This window comes from Vibrio aphrogenes, assembly GCF_002157735.2.
Lineage (GTDB): Bacteria > Pseudomonadota > Gammaproteobacteria > Enterobacterales > Vibrionaceae > Vibrio > Vibrio aphrogenes.
On sequence record NZ_AP018689.1, the window covers coordinates 2,362,275 to 2,377,938 of the forward strand.

The 15,664-nt window shown below is 45.2% G+C and carries 11 protein-coding genes; 8 read left to right on the forward strand and 3 right to left on the reverse strand.

Annotated features, from left to right (window positions below; translation table 11 throughout):
• Positions 1-123 precede the first annotated feature (123 nt).
• The 6 genes from VCA1004_RS10705 (at position 124) to VCA1004_RS10730 (ending at position 7,652) form a co-directional block, all read left to right on the forward strand.
• Positions 124-2,025 (forward strand): protein-disulfide reductase DsbD, encoded by a 1,902-nt coding sequence (locus VCA1004_RS10705; protein WP_086981743.1) that lies wholly within the window; start codon positions 124-126, stop codon positions 2,023-2,025.
• A 104-nt stretch (positions 2,026-2,129) separates the two neighbouring features.
• Positions 2,130-2,765, forward strand: a complete 636-nt coding sequence (locus VCA1004_RS10710) for a response regulator (protein ID WP_086981744.1) — start codon at positions 2,130-2,132, stop codon at positions 2,763-2,765.
• Positions 2,766-2,967: 202 nt separating this feature from the next.
• A complete protein-coding gene (locus VCA1004_RS10715; protein ID WP_086981745.1) occupies positions 2,968-4,689 on the forward strand; it encodes a potassium/proton antiporter in 1,722 nt (573 codons plus the stop codon).
• Positions 4,690-4,776: 87 nt separating this feature from the next.
• The gene (locus VCA1004_RS10720; protein ID WP_086981746.1) at positions 4,777-5,400 is read left to right on the forward strand and encodes a MarC family protein; all 624 of its coding nucleotides are present in this window, start codon (positions 4,777-4,779) and stop codon (positions 5,398-5,400) included.
• Between the two features lie 272 nt (positions 5,401-5,672).
• Positions 5,673-5,939, forward strand: a complete 267-nt coding sequence (locus VCA1004_RS10725; protein WP_086981747.1) for a DUF4212 domain-containing protein — start codon at positions 5,673-5,675, stop codon at positions 5,937-5,939.
• Positions 5,940-5,948: 9 nt separating this feature from the next.
• Positions 5,949-7,652: a sodium:solute symporter family protein gene (locus VCA1004_RS10730; RefSeq protein ID WP_086981748.1), complete on the forward strand. Its 1,704-nt coding sequence runs from the start codon at positions 5,949-5,951 to the stop codon at positions 7,650-7,652.
• A 194-nt stretch (positions 7,653-7,846) separates the two neighbouring features.
• Here VCA1004_RS10730 and VCA1004_RS10735 read toward each other — a convergent pair whose 3' ends face one another.
• From VCA1004_RS10735 to VCA1004_RS10745, 3 genes are all read right to left on the reverse strand, one after another.
• A complete protein-coding gene (locus VCA1004_RS10735) occupies positions 7,847-8,098 on the reverse strand; it encodes a hypothetical protein (protein ID WP_086981749.1) in 252 nt (83 codons plus the stop codon).
• An 11-nt stretch (positions 8,099-8,109) separates the two neighbouring features.
• Entirely contained in the window at positions 8,110-11,550 is a 3,441-nt protein-coding gene (locus tag VCA1004_RS10740) for a hybrid sensor histidine kinase/response regulator (protein ID WP_086981750.1), read from the reverse strand.
• Positions 11,551-11,784: 234 nt separating this feature from the next.
• Positions 11,785-12,930, reverse strand: a complete 1,146-nt coding sequence (locus tag VCA1004_RS10745) for a 3-phenylpropionate MFS transporter (protein WP_086981751.1) — start codon at positions 12,928-12,930, stop codon at positions 11,785-11,787.
• Positions 12,931-13,102: 172 nt separating this feature from the next.
• On the opposite strand from VCA1004_RS10745, the gene VCA1004_RS10750 reads away from it, so the two are divergent.
• Positions 13,103-14,908, forward strand: coding sequence for a DUF294 nucleotidyltransferase-like domain-containing protein (locus tag VCA1004_RS10750; protein ID WP_086981752.1), 1,806 nt, complete (start codon positions 13,103-13,105; stop codon positions 14,906-14,908).
• 5 nt (positions 14,909-14,913) lie between these two features.
• Positions 14,914-15,552 carry a 3'-5' exonuclease gene (locus VCA1004_RS10755; RefSeq protein ID WP_086981753.1) on the forward strand — a complete coding sequence of 213 codons (639 nt, stop codon included), beginning with the start codon at positions 14,914-14,916 and terminating at the stop codon, positions 15,550-15,552.
• Positions 15,553-15,664: the final 112 nt, after the last annotated feature.

A 15,664-nucleotide genomic window follows, 5' to 3' on the forward strand; every position in this document is an offset into this window, starting at 1 on the left:
TTTTCGTTTCTGCTCTTCAAACCTTCTTATAAAACTGGCTATGATATACTCGTCATGAAACCCAGCCTCATCTCCGTGGTCTGACACTCACAATCACTCTTTTTGTTGGAAGCTCGAAACCTTATGTCTTTGTTACGCTTTTCGTTTATGCTTTTATTGAGCTTAATAGCTAGCTCTGCTCAAGCGGTCAATTTTGACTCAGCAGAAAATCCGTTGGCCGATTTTGCCTCTTCCCCAATGACCAATAATCGTTTCGTACCGGTTGACCAAGCTTTTCCTTTCAACTTTATTCAGCACGGTGCCACTATTACCTTAGATTGGCAGGTTAAGCCGGGTTACTACTTATATCGCGAACGGTTTTCATTCCAAACCAAAGATGCCCAGATCGTGAATACCCTTCTGCCCGAAGGCACCTTTCATAACGATGAATTTTTTGGTGATGTGCATATTTTTACTGAGCCAGTCTCTGTCGATATTCAACTGGATAACATTAAAGATAACGCCGAACTGATCGTACAATATCAAGGTTGTGCTACGACCGGATTTTGCTACCCACCTGAAACTCGTATTGTTCCGTTAGATACGGCTCCATTAGAGACAGTTCCACTAGAGACTGCTTCATTAAATACGACGCCAGTAAGCTCGACTGCGCAGACCCCATCAGCTGACGCTCAGACGACAACCGCAACGGCGCGTGCCACAAACTCTTCAGCTACCAAGGCCAACCCTCAAGCGGCGGGCTCACGCGATGCCAATATTGCCGATCAACTGGCACAACATTGGTGGACTCCATTACTCTTTTTGGCTTTAGGAATAGGGCTTGCCTTCACCCCGTGTGTCTTACCTATGTACCCTATTTTAACCGGAATCGTCCTAGGTGGCGGCCGCTTAGAAGCTAAGAAAGCCTTTAAGCTCTCCTTTGTTTATGTGCAAGGTATGGCACTGACGTATATGCTACTGGGGCTGGTTGTGGCCTCGCTTGGCGTACAATTTCAGGCTGCACTTCAGTCACCGGCAGTATTAATTGTGTTAAGTGTGTTGTTTGTTTTATTGTCGTTGTCGATGTTTGGTCTCTACACCATTCAATTACCCAGCCGTCTGCAAACTTGGCTTAACAACCAAAGCAATAAACAGCAAGGTGGCAACTTAACTGGGGTGTTTGTGATGGGCATTATTTCCGGTCTGGTGTGCTCACCGTGTACCACCGCCCCCTTGTCTGGCGCTTTATTGTATGTGGCACAAAGTGGCGATCTATTAACCGGTGCCATCGCTTTATACGCTTTAGCGATTGGGATGGGGATTCCTTTAATTGCGGTCGCTGTTTTTGGCAACAAATTACTGCCTCAAGCTGGCGAATGGATGAACCGAGTGAAGGTTTTCTTTGGTTTTATTTTATTGGCAGCGCCGCTATTCTTGTTAGAACGCATCTTACCTGAGCTGTGGGCACAAGCCTTGTGGGTTATACTAGGTCTCGCCGCCTTTGGTTGGCTCTATCATGTCAAAAACACCATGCAACAAGGCAATTGGAAACAAAGCTTGTTAGGCATTGTTGCGACCCTTGGATTGGTTTTTTCAGCCTACTTTGGCTTACAACTGGCGGGCATCTTACCGACTGCGACCTCCAACCATGCCACCACGCAAAATCAAGTCGCCTTTACTCGTATCAAAACCGTGAATGAGTTAGAGCAAATCTTGGCACAAGCAAAGGCAGACAATAAAGCCGTGATGTTTGATTTTTATGCCGATTGGTGTGTCGCCTGTAAGGAATTTGAGAAATACACTTTCCACGATCCTAAAGTCTCCGCTCAATTAGCTAATATTGAGCTGATCCAAGTGGATGTCACCGCCGCCACCGCCGATGATATTGCTTTGATGCAAAAAATGAACGTGCTTGGTTTACCCACCATCGAGTTTTGGGATCCCCAAGGCAACTACCTTTCACAAGCTCGTATTACTGGGTTTATGAATGCACAAGATTTCTTGCAACATCTGAGCAAAAACCAACTCATTACGGATACGTATTAGACAAAAGTCGGATATGGTTCAGACTTTTGTACTTGCTGTGTTGAGACTCAAAGTAAACCAGTCAATAATAAGTTCATTGTTACTTAAACAGTGAACTTATTGTCATGGATTCGACATACAACATTATCATCGCGGACGATCATCCTCTTTTTCGTAATGCCTTATTTCAATCGATCCACATGGCGATCAGTGGGGCTAATCTGCTGGAAGCCGACTCTCTCGATGCTCTTCTGACGTTATTAGAAAAAGTAGAGGAACCTGACTTATTACTCTTGGATTTAAAAATGCCAGGCTCAAACGGTATGTCCGGTTTAATCCAACTGAGAGCCGAATACCCCGACCTACCGATTGTGGTAATTTCCGCGAGTGAAGAATCAAGCGTGGTTAGCCAAGTCAAAAGTCATGGCGCTTTTGGTTTCATTCCTAAATCCAGTGATATGCGTGAGCTTAATAATGCGCTAAACCAAGTATTAAATGGCGATCCTTTCTTTCCTGAGACCTTATTGCAACACCATGAAGCATGCGATGCCTTGACGCAAAAACTCGCCTCTTTAACCCCACAGCAGTACAAAGTGCTCGGCATGTTATCCGATGGTTTGCTGAATAAACAAATCGCTTATGAGCTTAATGTCTCTGAAGCAACGATTAAAGCGCACATGACGGCGATCTTCCGCAAACTGGATGTCAAAAATCGCACGCAAGCGGTGATCTTATTGCAACAATTAGAAACAGATAATTAAAAAATACTTGCTGACTTACTCGGTATCTTATTAAAAACATGGTATTTTCTTAAGGTCGTCTCCATTTCTACCCAAACTCAGCAATGAGCCTCTGCGCTCATATTCGTCGTCTTTATTTTTTGCTCAAAGACCATGAGCTGAGTTGCTGTGTAGCGACAAATTTTTCTCTTCCATCTTATAACGTTAATGAAGAGTGTCGCCTATGTTTATTATTGATCAACTGATTTTATTAGCTGCCGTTTTACTGGTATTAGGGATTATTTCAAGCAAATTATCGGCACGTTTAGGCTTGCCGTTACTGGTCATGTTCTTAATTGTCGGCATGCTCGCCGGGGAAGATGGCCCGGGAGGCATTTATTTCGATAATGCGCAAATCGCCCATTCATTAGGCTCAATCGCTTTAGCCATTATTTTGTTTGATGGTGGCCTACAAACCCCTACCGCTTCGATAAAACAAGTTTGGAAACCCGCATCTATTTTGGCCACCTTTGGGGTCTTGATCACCACCATAGTGACTGGGGTTGCCGCGGCTTATATTCTAGATACCTCTTTACTGTACGGTCTATTAATCGGTGCGATTGTCGGCTCAACCGATGCCGCCGCCGTTTTCTCCTTACTGCGTACAGCCGGCATTCACATTAACTCTCGCTTAAAATCAACCCTGGAAATTGAAAGTGCCACCAACGACCCAATGGCGATTTTCCTAACCGTCGGGTTATTAGAAGTTATGACCCATAAAATCGAACCGGGTACTGGCCTTTTGATGCTGTTTTTACAACAAATGGGCGTAGGTTCTCTGGTCGGCTTAGGCTGTGGCTGGGTTGCTGTTCGTATTATTAATAACATTAACCTCACCACTTCAGGCTTATATCCAGTCATGGTTGCGGCTCTTGGTTTGTTATCTTTTGGCATCAGCGCCAACTTAGGCGGCAGTGGCTTCCTCGCCATTTTTATAACCGGTGTGGTCATTGGTAACAGCCGCTTTGTCTTTCAAAGAAGTACCTTCTTATTTCATGATGGACTGGCTTGGCTCGGTCAAATCACCATGTTCGTGATCTTAGGGCTGTTAATTAACCCATCCTCACTGTTAGATGTTTGGGTGGAAGGCTTGTTGATTGCCACTGTGTTAACCTTAGTTGCAAGGCCTTTGGCAATTTACCCTATTCTGCATTTCTTTGGCTTTAACAAGCGGGAAAGCACCTTAGTATCGTGGGTTGGCTTACGAGGCTCAGTGCCGATCATTTTAGCGATTTACCCGTTAATGTACGGTCTTCCCAATGCGGAAATTATTTTTAATGTGGTATTTTTCGTGGTCTTAATTTCAGCCACGATTCAAGGTTCAACCTTACCTTTAGCGGCCAAACAGTTAGGGCTAACCGAGCCACCACCACCGACTCCGGGTGCGACCTTAGAAATCACAACCTTAGGGGAAAGTGATACCGAAATCGTACAATATCAATTAGGCGAAGACTCACGTGCCGCCGGACGCCACTTATCAGAAATGGCGCTACCCGATGGCAGTTTAGTGGCGATGATCTCTCGTGGAAGCAAAGTGATCCCTCCTCGAGGTTCAACGCGACTGCTCGCGGGCGATCATTTATTCATAATGATGACACCGGAAGCCCACGATTTTGTTGACTTAGCCTGTGCCAGTGTTGATGAGCAACCAAGTCCCGCATTAGCAGATCGTGAGCTATTATTAAGAGGTGTTACCACAGTTGGTGATATGCGACACGCTTATGGCATTACCTTGCCACTCGAAGATCACTTATCATTGGCTGAAGTATTAATGAGGGCATTTGAAGGTCAACCCCAACAAGATGTAGGGAAAGAATTTGGCGCTGTCACCCTCTTTATTCGTGATATAGTTCATCGTCGAATTACCACTGTGGGAGTGGTATTACCTTCGCACCAAGAAGATTAACGGTTACTGACCGCGCTCGGTTTTCTCACCGCCCTCGGTCAGTCATCATCTCTTGTATCTAGGATAGCTATTTAAAAAGGAAGTCTTTTGTTAACCATCTTAATCACCCAATTTGTTGTGTTATGGGCGGTCATTGATCCTGTCGGCACCGTTCCAGTTTATCTTTCTCAAACACATGGCTTAACCAGTAAACAAAAACGACTGGTGGCATTGAAAGCAGTAGGTATTGCCACTGGCGTGTTGCTGTTCTTCTTAATCATGGGACAAATTTTGCTCGAAGCCATGCAAATCCCATTACCGGCTTTCCAAGCGGCGGGCGGTTTAGTGCTCTTACTGTTCGCCTTGAGTATGATTTTTGGAGAAGGCAAACCGGCTCAAGAAACCAAACTCAGCAAACAATTAGGTCGCTCAGAATTGGCTAATTTAGCGGTCTACCCTTTAGCTATTCCATCGATTGCCTCCCCAGGTGCCATGATGGCGATTGTGTTATTGACCGACAATCATCGTAATTCGATTATTGATCAAAGCTTAACCGCCGGAGTCATGGTGTTAGTTTTATTGGCAACCTTGGCGTTATTGCTAGGTGCGAGCAGCATTCATAAACTCATCGGTAATGTGGGCGCGGCCATTATTAGCCGAGTGATGGGGCTTATTTTGGCCGCCGTGGCAGTCAATAACTTATTAATGGGGATTCGAGACTTTTATTTTTAACCCCAATTCATCGTCTAAAATAGATTTCCCTATTAGACCTTAGCCTAACCTTATTAGACCTTAGCCTAGCCTTCATCGAAAGCTAGGCTAAATTATTACAACCGACTTCACAAAAACCCTCTTTCCTTTGAAATACCACCACTTTCTCGCCCGACTAAAGTTGCAAAGCTGCTTTGCCATAGTGCTGCTATCGTTTGATTGTTACTTTTTATTAACATAAAACACCCTTGAAATTTGAGGGATAACAATAAGTACAACAAAGGAGAAGGGCCATGGCGTTTGAATCGGATCAACATGCTCAAGCCTATTGGAAGGAAAACCTAGGTATTATGGCGACACTGCTGACCATTTGGTTTGTGGTGTCTTATTGTGCCGGCATTTTATTTGTCGATGCACTCAACACCATCCAATTTGCAGGTTTTAAATTAGGATTCTGGTTTGCCCAGCAAGGGTCAATTTATACCTTCGTTGCGCTGATCTTCGTGTATGTCGCGCGTATGAATGCGCTTGATAAAAAATACAAAGTTCAGGAAGACTAAGGGGTTTATATGGATATTCAAACTTGGACGTTTATTCTCGTCGGTATCACCTTTGCGTTGTATATCGGCATTGCAATTTGGGCGCGCGCGGGCTCAACCAGTGAATTCTATGTCGCTGGCGGTGGGGTTCACCCTGTTGCCAATGGTATGGCGACCGCTGCCGACTGGATGTCAGCAGCCTCTTTCATTTCAATGGCAGGTATCATTTCTTTTGCCGGCTACGACGGTTCGGTTTACTTAATGGGCTGGACTGGCGGTTACGTATTATTAGCCCTTTGCTTAGCCCCTTATTTACGTAAATTCGGCAAGTTCACGGTTCCTGACTTTATCGGTGACCGTTATTACTCTCGTACTGCACGCTTAGTGGCTATCTTCTGTGCCATCTTTGTGTCATTCACTTATGTGGCAGGCCAAATGCGTGGTGTTGGTGTGGTGTTTGCCCGCTTCTTAGAAGTCGACATTAACCTCGGCATCATCATTGGGATGGCGATTGTATTCTTCTATGCGGTATTAGGCGGCATGAAAGGCATTACCTATACTCAGGTTGCACAATTCTGCGTACTGATTTTTGCTTTCCTTGTGCCTGCGGTTTTCACCTCAATTATGATGACAGGACATGTGTTCCCACAAATCGGTATGGGTTCCACTATCTCTGGCTCTGATGTCTATCTCATGGATCGCTTAGAAGGGTTAACGCAAGAATTGGGCTTTAACTCCTACATTGATGGTTCAAAAAGTACCGTAGACATCTTCTTCATTACCGCGGCACTCATGGTAGGTACGGCGGGTTTACCGCACGTCATTATTCGTTTCTTCACCGTACCAAAAGTGAAAGATGCACGTATCTCAGCTGGTTGGGCACTTCTATTCATCTCACTACTTTATACCACCGCTCCAGCAGTAGCATCATTTGCTCGTGTCAACTTGATTGAAACCATTAACGGCCCAGATCAACAAGGGGTTGCGGTTGAAAATGCCCCAAGCTGGTACAACAACTGGCAAAGCACTGGTCTTGTTTCTTGGGAAGACAAGAACGGAGATGGCAAAATGTTCTACTCTGGCGATGAGCGTAATGAGATGAACATCAACCGTGACATCATCGTACTGGCTTCTCCTGAGCTTGCAAAATTACCTAACTGGGTAGTAGCACTCTTGGCGGCCGGTGGTTTAGCGGCGGCACTGTCGACAGCGGCTGGATTGCTCTTGGTGATCTCAACCTCAATTTCTCACGACTTATTGAAGAAAGAATTTAAACCCAATATGAGTGATAAACAGGAATTGATTTACGCTCGGATTGCTGCTGCCGTTGCGATTGTCGGGGCCGGCTACTTAGGTATTAACCCTCCCGGCTTTGTGGCGCAAGTGGTAGCCTTTGCCTTTGGTCTTGCGGCAGCCTCGTTCTTCCCGGCCATCATCTTAGGTATTTTCTATAAGAAGATGAACAAAGAAGGTGCGATTGCCGGTATGGTGACAGGTATTGCCTTTACTGCCGCTTACATCATCTACTTCAAATTTATTAACCCAGCGGCTAGTACGCCAGATAACTGGTTCTTCGGCATCAGCCCTGAAGGAATTGGTACGCTAGGCATGTGTTTGAACTTTGTGGTTTCGATTGTGGTCAACAAATTCACTGCAGAAGTACCCAAAGATGTACAGGACATGGTGGAATCTATCCGTTATCCAAAAGGAGCAGGCGCCGCGCACGATCACTAATCTGAATGGTGTACAGTCTTGCTAAAACGAACAAGCCCGAAGTGTCAATACTTCGGGCTTTTGAGTTCCTGGTTCCTGGAGGACAGCTTTCTGTGACAAGCATATTAAAGCGACTTAATACCTATATTGATTGCGGTAAATATTCAGCACCTACCTCTAGGGTCTAGGGTCTAGGGTCTAGGGTCTAGAGAGTATTAACCTTTCTCAACCTCAATCCCCAACACTTGCGCGACAGCTTCAAGCTCGGTTAAATCTTCCACAAACAACAAGGCATTAGAATCATCAATCGCAAGATAACTGCTGGTTTGACCGTCTGGAGTATTAATCGTGATGGCGTGCAGATTGTCCACTTTATCACTCACTACTAAACCACCCATCGCAATACGCACTTGCCCTTGGTAAATTTCGACTAATACCCCTTGCTTGGTTTGATATTCACCCATCATGTTCTACATCCTTATAAACGATTTAATATGGCTCTTAATTTCAATGGTTTGACTGGTTTAGTCAAGAACTGGAAACCACCTTGTTGAATGGCTTGATTGACATCATCGGAGCGATCAGCGCTGATCACCACTCCCACAAAGCTGTTCCCTAATTGGGCTCTTAGTTGATACAACACCTGCAAGCCGGTTTTACCTTGATCCAAATGATAATCAGAAAAAACTACCTCTGGGCACCAATCTTGCTCCAAGGCTTGTAAACTTTGCTTTAAATCGACCGCTGTACGCACCTCACATCCCCACCGGGTGAGTAAGGTTTTCATGCCCAATAAAATGTCTGGCTCATTATCAACACACAACACTTTAATATTGGCCAGCGGCGCCGGCTGCACCCAGTTCTCTTTTTTAACCGTACTCAAGGATTGATGACAACGCGGCAAAGTGACAGAAAACACCGTTCCCTGTTGCGGCCAAGAGCGCAGCTCTAATTTATGATCCAATAAGCGGGTAATCCCGCGCGCAATGGCAAGCCCTAACCCTAACCCTTGGTCGGCTCGGTTGGCATCAACTCGAGTAAACTCTTCAAAAATCTCGCCTTGTTTCTCATACGGAATGCCAATGCCATTATCCCAGATTTCAATACGCACCTGATGTTGAGTGCGCCTAACCCCTAACACCACCTTGCCAAGACGTGCTTCTTGTTGGCTATAGCGAAACGCATTGGTCAGCAAGTTCTGTAACACTCGGCGCAACAGCTTAGGATCTGAATTAACTTTAAGTTGTGTCGCCACGCGGTCAAAATGGATATTCTGCTCAGCGGCTAACACACTGAACTCCGCATCCAATTTATCCAGAACTTCTCTCAGCTCAAAACAACGCACATCGGTCGGCACCTTGCCAGACTCTAAGCGCGAGATATCCAATAAATCGCTGATCAAATCTTCCGCCGCCCCCAGCGCACTTTCAATGTGGGCAGAAAACTGTTTGGTTTGATCATCTTGCGCGGTTTCCGTCAACGAGGAGGCAAACAAACGCGCAGCATTCAAAGGTTGCATTAAATCATGGCTGACCGCAGCCAATAATCGACTTTTCGATTGTGACGCTTGTTGGGCATCGCGCGTTGCCATCACTAATTTAGTGTTTAAGTTCTCAAGCTCATGGGTTCGTTCTTGCACTCGGTCTTCCAGAGTTTCATTGGCTTCTTTTAAGGCTTGCTCAGCACGGCGAAACGCAGTGATATCAGAAAAGCTCATCACAAATCCGCCCCCGGGCATTGGGTTTCCTTGAACTTCGATCACTTGACCATCTTCACGTATCCGAGACGACGTGTGCTTAGTCCCTCGCTCTAAATGTTCTACTCGACGTCGCACATGCACTTCTGGATCTCCCGGACCACATAAACCTTGTTGCGCATTGTGACGAATAATATCGGCAATCGGTCGGCCCACTTGAATCAGCCCTGGGGGGAAATCAAATAGCTCTAAATAACGTTGGTTCCATGCCACCAGCCGCAACTGTTTATCCACCACTGCAATCCCTTGACTAACGTGCTCAATCGCCCCTTGCAGTAAACCACGACTAAAGTCATACAGTTCTGAAGCTTCATCGACAATCGCTGCCACTTCTTCCAATTGCATATTACGACCTTGCAAGGCCGAGGTCAGAACCAGCCGAGCGGAAGAGGCTCCAAATACCCCAGCCAGTACTCTTTCAGTATGACGAATCAAAGGCGCAGATGCTTGTTGTTGAGGCAATTGGGTTTCTGGTTGCTGTGACCAAAAGAGTTGAAAAGCCATGCGAGCGCGTTTTCTGCCGACAAAGCGCGAGGCCAACATTTCTAATTCCGCCACGCTAACCCGGCTTTGATATAAGCTCACATCTTCATTTTCAGGTAGCGGAGTACCAACAAACGAAGCCGCTTGTAAGCGCTCGCTCAAACTTGAACGGGTTAATAATGACACCAAGATATAAGCCATACTATTGACCACTAAACTCAGTGCCATTCCCCAATCCGACGATTGCAGCTGCAAAGATTGTAACCATAGTGGAGGCGTCATCATCCAAACTAAAAGATTGGTTTCTTCACTGCCCGCCAGCATGTTGGTTTGCAGCATTAACGTCAAAATCCACACCACAAAGCCGAGAATTAACCCCGCATACACCCCTTGTCGATTACCTTTGCGCCAATACAAGCCACCAAGTAAAGCAGGGGCGAACTGAGCAATCGCGGCAAATGACAATAATCCAATCACCGACAAAGACGGCACTTTATCCAAAATGGCATAAAATCCCCACGCGCCTAACAGCAATAAAGCAATCAAGGCACGACGAACATTCAACAAGAAGCCGCCAATTTGCCCCGGTCGAGAACTAGATAAACGCATGCGCCGCAATAACATTGGAGAAACCAAATCGTTAGAAACCATAATAGTCAGCGCAATGGTCGACACGATCACCATACCGCTGGCTGCCGAGGTTCCACCTAAATACGCCAAAAGCGCAATTTGATCGGCCCCAACCGACAAAGGCAAGCTAATCACATAAGAATCAGCACTGTTACCAACCAACAACGCCTGCCCGGCCCAAGCAATCGGTAACACAAATAACCCCATGAGTAATAAATACAGCGGGAAGACGCGCCTTGCGACATGCAAATCTTTCGCCTGATCATTTTCAACGATCGTGGTATGGAATTGACGCGGTAAACAAATGATCGCCGCCATCGTCAGCAACATGTGGATCAATAAGGTGGGAATATTCGGAGATTGATAATACTGACGACTTAGTTGCGACAAACTGATTGCAGGCGATTGATAGATAAGCACCACCACAAAAATGCCTACCACTAAAAACGCTAACAATTTGACCACAGATTCAAACGCCACCGCCATCATGATGCCACGGTGATGCTCGGTATTATCAATATGACGGGTACCAAACAGCATGGTAAAGACAGCCATCACTAACACCACAAACCAAGAAACTTGTAAATCTTGATAACCCAGTTGTGTCATTAAGTTTGGCGCGACCAATTCCAACCCCATGGTAATGCCCCGCAATTGCAAAGCGATATAAGGCAAAATTCCCACAACCGCAATCACCGTCACGGTGATCGCTAAACCTTGTGACTTACCATAACGTGCGGCAATAAAGTCAGCAATTGAGGTAATGTGTTCTCGTTTCGTGATAAGAATTAAACGCGCCAGAATACGCCAACAAAAGGTAAAAACGAGAATGGGAGCAAGATAAATAGGCAGGAAAGACCACATATCAGCACTGGCTTGTCCAACCGTGCCATAAAAGGTCCATGAGGTACAATACACAGCAATCGAAAGGCTATAAATCCAAGGACGCCAACGATATAACCAACTTTTTTGTCGATCACCATACCAGGCGATAAGAAACAACACCCCTAAATACGCCAATGATACGGGGATTACGATCCATCCTTGCATACGTCCTCAAATCATACCGCCATGTATACCAGAGATTGTGCAACGTCGTTGCCACAGGCTCAATCTCTTTGGCGTTGAAGTGTGGGCTCAGTACAAAAAATGCCCGCCCTATCAAATTACTCTTATTCTCTAAGCATAAAAGCAATCTCATTTGAGCGAGCATTCACCACATCCAGTGGTAATGATAGTCGGCATTTCACTCGGTTGGTTTAAACCGAGCGATGGGTTAATCCGTTAGCTTTTTTGTGGTTCCAATTTAATCAACATCGCAACTAGGCCCATGGCCGCCATTAACCAGAAAATGCCTGCATTACAATATTCATATCCCCAGCCACTGATCGTGGTCATCACCGCGACAAAAGCGCCTAATGGAATCGCATTATATAACGCCTGCAATGGCACGATTTGATCATCTTCTGCCAGCAAGATATAGCGAATAGTTGCAAAATGCGTCAGTGCAAAGGTCAGGCCATGTAAGGTTTGTAAAATAGCTAATAACCACACATCATTGGTTAACGCTAAACCACTCCAACGCACAACCACTGCAACAGAAGCGACTAAGAACATTTTTCTCAGCGACCAACTGGAAAATAGACGAGCACTAAAAGCAAAAATTAAGACTTCCGATACGACCGAGAAGCTCCACAAATAACCAATCGTTGCTTCAGATATACCAACGTCTTTCCAATGAATCGAGCTAAAGCTGTAATACGCAGAGTGAGAACCTTGTAATAACGCGACCAAAATTAAAAACTTCAAGACTGGCCATTGCTTCATCATCCCCCATAAACGAGGCGGCTCTTTGTCTTCAACATCCGCTTGGCTCACGGGCAATTGTGTTGGTTTACGCAAAGAAAGCATCACGGTGACGATCAAACCAGCAATCGCCGTGTAGATGATCATGTCACTACCAAAATCATTGGCCAAATAACCGACCACAGTGGAACCCACGATAAAGGCCACCGAGCCCCATAAACGGCTACGCCCATAATCGATCAGCTTTAATTTACTGTAGTAGTTCGCCACAGAGTCAGATAAAGGCATCCCCGGGCCGAAACAAGCATTAAAGCCAATAACAGCCAATGCCAACCAAATAAAGTGCCCACCACTTGCGAAATGTAAACTAGCAAAAATTAATGATCCAAAGGTAACTAGTCGTAACGCAGGTAATAAGTTTTCTACTTTATGTAAGCGTGGCGTTAAGGCTAAGTTCACAACACAACGAGTCGCAAAACCTAAGCCTAATAATATCCCGATATCTCCAGAGGAAACGCCTTGTGCGGATAACCATATCCCCCAAAAAGGTAAATACACTCCATAAACAAAGAAAAATCCAAAGAAATATTGAGAAATCCAACCAAAAGGTGATGGTGTAAGCATGTTTAAAAGCCTAAGAAACATAAATAAAGGCGCTATTATGCCTATCTTAAAAGGCGCTAACCATGATCTGAAAACACATCTTTTCCAATAAAAGGCTTAGACCAAAGTCGTCTGGCGTGACTTTTGGAAAATAGCCACACTATAACTCTGTTTTTTTGGTGTGAGTGTCGCGATGCCGGATAAATTCAATATGACCTTAGCGCCGTTTGACCGTTTAACTCCTCTTCAACAAAATGAGGTACGTTCAAACCTTGATGTCGCTTATTTTCGTCACTCCGATACCATACTCACTCCCGGCCCAAGCGATGGTTATTTATACATCATTATCAAAGGAGGGGTGGAAGAAACCAGTGATGATGGCAAGGAAGTTTTTGCCCATTACGCGCACGACGACCTGTTTGATGTCCGAGCCCTGTTAGATAAAACCGTCAAACATCGTTATACCGCACTAGAAGATACCTTAGCGTATTTACTTCCTAGTCACCTCTTCTTATCGCTGTATCACGATAATCCTGAATTTGCGGCTTATTTTGATCGCAACTTAGTCACCAGACAACAGCCTGTTGAAATCGCCCATCAACAACAAAACTTGGCTGAGTTCATGCTGACCAAAATTGATGCTGCCATTTATAGCCCAGCTCTGATCGTCGAGCCGCATACCAGCTTACGGCAAACGGTAGAACTTATGCAGCAACATGCTAGCGACGCCGCCTTAACGCGCTTAACCACCTCAAGCACAGAATTGAGCTATGGCATTGTCACACGTACTGATTTATTGCACGCCATTACCTTACAGCAACAGCCATTCGAGACCCCAATTAAGCACATCGCTCACTCACCCGTTCATCATGTTAAACAAGGTGACTATTTATTTGATGCCATGATCACCATGACTCGGCATAAATGTAAGCGTCTTGCTGTCACTCAACAAAACCAAGTAGTCGGAATGTTGCAGCTCACTCAAGTATTAAGCGCCTTTTCAACTCATTCGCACGTGTTAAGTTTACGCATTGCTAACGCTCAAAGTTTAGAAGCGCTGTATCAAACATCTCGCCCACAATATCAATTAGTACAAACGCTGCAGCGCAATGGCATTCGCACACGCTTTATCATGGAATTGATCTCGACCATTAATGAACAAATTATCGAAAAAGCATTTGCGCTCATCGTGCCTCAGCATTTGCATGACCATTGTTGTTTGGTGGCGTTAGGCTCCGAAGGTCGAGGAGAGCAAATACTCAAAACCGATCAAGATAATGCTCTGATCATTAAAGATGGCCTTCATTGGCATCAATGTGATGAACTCATGGGCAGATTGACACAAGCCTTAGTCAAATTAGGCTACCCGCTGTGTCCTGGCAAAGTGATGGTCAATAACCCTGAATGGGTCAAAAACCAGCTTGCTTGGAAAAAATCCTTGCAACATTGGGCCCAAGACCACTCACCAGAATCGGTTATGAAACTGGCCATTTTCTCAGATGCCAGAGCCATAGCAGGTAATACTGGTTTGCTCCAACCTCTCAAACAGCATCTTCAACAAGTGATGCAAAAAAATGAAATTGCCTTAATGACCTTCGCGCGCCCCGCGTTAGGTTTTGCGGTTCCCTTGACCATTTTTGGCACCGTCAAGCAAGACAAACAAGGCATTGATATTAAACAAGGCGGTATTTTCCCAATCGTGCATGGCATTCGGACTTTGGCCTTAGAACATCACATCATGAGCACCAATACCTTTGAGCGAATTGAACAGCTGCAAACCCTACATATTTTAGAACCATTGACTGCCGATAACCTGTCCGAAGCCTTAAAACTGTTTATCAAATGGCGACTTGAGCAACAATTGTCTGACTCCCATCAACATAATCGCCTTAACGTCCAACACTTGAATCGCGCGGAACGTGATTTATTGCGTCACAGCCTACACGTGGTTAAAAAATTCAAGCAATGGCTTGGTTACCATTATCAAATACGTGAGTAATCGTTATGAATAGCTTACAACGCTTATGGTGGTTCTATCGCCTCAAACATTCTCCTTACCAGCCCTTATTCGCCGCGATCCCGAAAGGCGAGTTTGTCTCTCTCGATTGTGAAACCACCAGCCTGAACCCTCAACAAGCGGAACTGGTTACAGTGGCGGCGACCAAAATCATCAATAACAAAATCATGACTAGCCAGCCTTTTCATCTTAAATTTCAAGCGCCTCAATCCCTCAGCAGTCAGTCAATAAAAATACACCAATTGCGCCACCATGATTTAGCTGAAGGGTACAGCGAGCAAGAAGGACTGAGCAAGTTACTCGATTTCATTGGTAACCGACCTTTGGTTGGCTATCACATTCGTTACGATAAAACGATTTTGGACCGCGCCTACAAAAAGCATTTTGGTTTTCCGCTGCCCAATCCTCTGATTGAAGTGAGCCACCTGTACCACGCTCAGCTCGAACGCCAACTGCCCAATGCGTATTGTGATTTAAGTTTAGAGGCGATCTGTCGTCATTTAGAGCTGCCGTTGCAAGATCGCCATGATGCGTTACAAGACGCCATTACCGCGGCCTTAATTTATGTGCGTTTAACCTATGGGCCGTTACCTAACCCGAGCTTGGCATATAAGAAACGCCACTGACCCTCACAAAAATAAGACCACAACAGACTTCAAACATCCGATCCAGTTCTCATTTTATCGCTTATTTATAGTCAAAAAGCCTTTATTTACAAACTCTAAGCCTAAAGTCTAA

Bases quoted from the DNA above. Each gene is read 5' to 3' on its own strand.
- VCA1004_RS10705 (WP_086981743.1), top strand. From the start codon at position 124: ATGTCTTTGTTACGCTTTTCGTTTATGCTTTTATTGAGCTTAATAGCT.
- VCA1004_RS10745 (WP_086981751.1), bottom strand. From the start codon at position 12,930: ATGCTTACACCATCACCTTTTGGTTGGATTTCTCAATATTTCTTTGGA.
- VCA1004_RS10740 (WP_086981750.1), bottom strand. From the start codon at position 11,550: ATGCAAGGATGGATCGTAATCCCCGTATCATTGGCGTATTTAGGGGTG.
- VCA1004_RS10755 (WP_086981753.1), top strand. From the start codon at position 14,914: ATGAATAGCTTACAACGCTTATGGTGGTTCTATCGCCTCAAACATTCT.
- VCA1004_RS10715 (WP_086981745.1), top strand. From the start codon at position 2,968: ATGTTTATTATTGATCAACTGATTTTATTAGCTGCCGTTTTACTGGTA.
- VCA1004_RS10735 (WP_086981749.1), bottom strand. From the start codon at position 8,098: ATGATGGGTGAATATCAAACCAAGCAAGGGGTATTAGTCGAAATTTAC.
- VCA1004_RS10725 (WP_086981747.1), top strand. From the start codon at position 5,673: ATGGCGTTTGAATCGGATCAACATGCTCAAGCCTATTGGAAGGAAAAC.
- VCA1004_RS10730 (WP_086981748.1), top strand. From the start codon at position 5,949: ATGGATATTCAAACTTGGACGTTTATTCTCGTCGGTATCACCTTTGCG.
- VCA1004_RS10750 (WP_086981752.1), top strand. From the start codon at position 13,103: ATGCCGGATAAATTCAATATGACCTTAGCGCCGTTTGACCGTTTAACT.
- VCA1004_RS10710 (WP_086981744.1), top strand. From the start codon at position 2,130: ATGGATTCGACATACAACATTATCATCGCGGACGATCATCCTCTTTTT.